Here is a 2500-nt window from a genome sequence, read left to right on the forward strand (position 1 = left end):
ACGTGTGTAGCCCAGGTCATAAGGGGCATGATGATTTGACGTCATCCCCACCTTCCTCCGGTTTGTCACCGGCAGTCACCTTAGAGTGCCCAACTGAATGCTGGCAACTAAGATCAAGGGTTGCGCTCGTTGCGGGACTTAACCCAACATCTCACGACACGAGCTGACGACAACCATGCACCACCTGTCACTCTGCCCCCGAAGGGGACGTCCTATCTCTAGGATTGTCAGAGGATGTCAAGACCTGGTAAGGTTCTTCGCGTTGCTTCGAATTAAACCACATGCTCCACCGCTTGTGCGGGCCCCCGTCAATTCCTTTGAGTTTCAGTCTTGCGACCGTACTCCCCAGGCGGAGTGCTTAATGCGTTAGCTGCAGCACTAAGGGGCGGAAACCCCCTAACACTTAGCACTCATCGTTTACGGCGTGGACTACCAGGGTATCTAATCCTGTTCGCTCCCCACGCTTTCGCTCCTCAGCGTCAGTTACAGACCAGAGAGTCGCCTTCGCCACTGGTGTTCCTCCACATCTCTACGCATTTCACCGCTACACGTGGAATTCCACTCTCCTCTTCTGCACTCAAGTTCCCCAGTTTCCAATGACCCTCCCCGGTTGAGCCGGGGGCTTTCACATCAGACTTAAGAAACCGCCTGCGAGCCCTTTACGCCCAATAATTCCGGACAACGCTTGCCACCTACGTATTACCGCGGCTGCTGGCACGTAGTTAGCCGTGGCTTTCTGGTTAGGTACCGTCAAGGTGCCGCCCTATTTGAACGGCACTTGTTCTTCCCTAACAACAGAGCTTTACGATCCGAAAACCTTCATCACTCACGCGGCGTTGCTCCGTCAGACTTTCGTCCATTGCGGAAGATTCCCTACTGCTGCCTCCCGTAGGAGTCTGGGCCGTGTCTCAGTCCCAGTGTGGCCGATCACCCTCTCAGGTCGGCTACGCATCGTCGCCTTGGTGAGCCGTTACCTCACCAACTAGCTAATGCGCCGCGGGTCCATCTGTAAGTGGTAGCCGAAGCCACCTTTTATGTCTGAACCATGCGGTTCAAACAACCATCCGGTATTAGCCCCGGTTTCCCGGAGTTATCCCAGTCTTACAGGCAGGTTACCCACGTGTTACTCACCCGTCCGCCGCTAACATCAGGGAGCAAGCTCCCATCTGTCCGCTCGACTTGCATGTATTAGGCACGCCGCCAGCGTTCGTCCTGAGCCAGGATCAAACTCTCCGATAAAGTAGTTTGACTGACTACGCACATCGCTGTGCGATTTATTTAAAACTTTGAATTAACAGGTACGTTTTGTCTTGTTTAGTTTTCAAAGATCATTTTGTTCACTTTCTCAAGCAACTTTTTAATTTTATAATAAGTTTCTTTTAAAGTCAACATGTTTTTCAAAAAAATAAATGGTGGAGCCTAGCGGGATCGAACCGCTGACCTCCTGCGTGCAAAGCAGGCGCTCTCCCAGCTGAGCTAAGGCCCCGAAGTGGTCGGGAAGACAGGATTCGAACCTGCGACCCCATGGTCCCAAACCATGTGCTCTACCAAGCTGAGCTACTTCCCGTTTTTAAAAAAATATGGCGCGCCCGAGAGGAGTCGAACCCCTAACCTTTTGATCCGTAGTCAAACGCTCTATCCAATTGAGCTACGGGCGCTAAATAATGAATGCCGAGGGCCGGACTTGAACCGGCACGGTAGTCACCTACCGCAGGATTTTAAGTCCTGTGTGTCTGCCAATTCCACCACCCCGGCGTGGATGGTATAGTTGGAGCGGAAGACGGGATTCGAACCCGCGACCCCCACCTTGGCAAGGTGGTGTTCTACCACTGAACTACTTCCGCATACAGGATAACTATCCTGTATAATGCGGGTGAAGGGACTTGAACCCCCACGTCATAAGACACTAGATCCTAAGTCTAGCGCGTCTGCCAATTCCGCCACACCCGCGTAACATGGTGAGCCATGAAGGACTCGAACCTTCGACCCTCTGATTAAAAGTCAGATGCTCTACCAACTGAGCTAATGGCTCTCTTTAAAGACTTGTGTTATTATCTTGTCCAAAAATGGTGCCGGCCAGAGGACTTGAACCCCCAACCTACTGATTACAAGTCAGTTGCTCTACCAATTGAGCTAGGCCGGCATATGGTGGAGGATGACGGGCTCGAACCGCCGACCCTCTGCTTGTAAGGCAGATGCTCTCCCAGCTGAGCTAATCCTCCGTATATTTACACTTACGTGTAATGGCTTGGCGGCGTCCTACTCTCACAGGGGGAAACCCCCGACTACCATCGGCGCTGAAGAGCTTAACTTCCGTGTTCGGCATGGGAACGGGTGTGACCTCTTCGCTATCGCCACCAAACCATTGAGAGTGTTCTCTCAAAACTAGATAACAGTAAGCATACATTCAAAAATGGTTAAGTCCTCGATCGATTAGTATCTGTCAGCTCCATGTGTCGCCACACTTCCACCTCAGACCTATCAACCTGATCATCTTTCA

Annotated in this window: 9 tRNA genes and 3 rRNA genes (2 of these 12 only partly in view); all 12 read right to left on the bottom strand. The window is 51.9% G+C overall.

What is annotated here, in order from left to right:
* Positions 1-1239 (bottom strand): 16S ribosomal RNA (locus ACQE26_RS03730) (it extends 311 nt beyond the left edge of the window).
* Between the two features lie 171 nt (positions 1240-1410).
* Positions 1411-1486, bottom strand: a tRNA-Ala gene (locus ACQE26_RS03735).
* Between the two features lie 4 nt (positions 1487-1490).
* Positions 1491-1567 (bottom strand) — tRNA-Pro (locus tag ACQE26_RS03740).
* Positions 1568-1581: 14 nt separating this feature from the next.
* Positions 1582-1658 (bottom strand) — tRNA-Arg (locus tag ACQE26_RS03745).
* An 11-nt stretch (positions 1659-1669) separates the two neighbouring features.
* Positions 1670-1755, bottom strand: a tRNA-Leu gene (locus tag ACQE26_RS03750).
* A gap of 14 nt (positions 1756-1769) precedes the next feature.
* Positions 1770-1844, bottom strand: a tRNA-Gly gene (locus ACQE26_RS03755).
* A gap of 24 nt (positions 1845-1868) precedes the next feature.
* Positions 1869-1950, bottom strand: a tRNA-Leu gene (locus tag ACQE26_RS03760).
* 6 nt (positions 1951-1956) lie between these two features.
* Positions 1957-2032: transfer RNA gene (locus ACQE26_RS03765), tRNA-Lys, on the bottom strand.
* A gap of 35 nt (positions 2033-2067) precedes the next feature.
* A tRNA-Thr gene (locus ACQE26_RS03770) sits at positions 2068-2143 on the bottom strand.
* 3 nt (positions 2144-2146) lie between these two features.
* Positions 2147-2222: transfer RNA gene (locus ACQE26_RS03775), tRNA-Val, on the bottom strand.
* A gap of 24 nt (positions 2223-2246) precedes the next feature.
* Positions 2247-2362: ribosomal RNA gene (rrf, locus tag ACQE26_RS03780) — 5S ribosomal RNA — on the bottom strand.
* Between the two features lie 51 nt (positions 2363-2413).
* A 23S ribosomal RNA gene (locus ACQE26_RS03785) occupies positions 2414-2500 on the bottom strand (it continues 2842 nt past the right edge of the window).

Source organism: Bacillus sp. 5RYD7K, assembly GCF_059831465.1.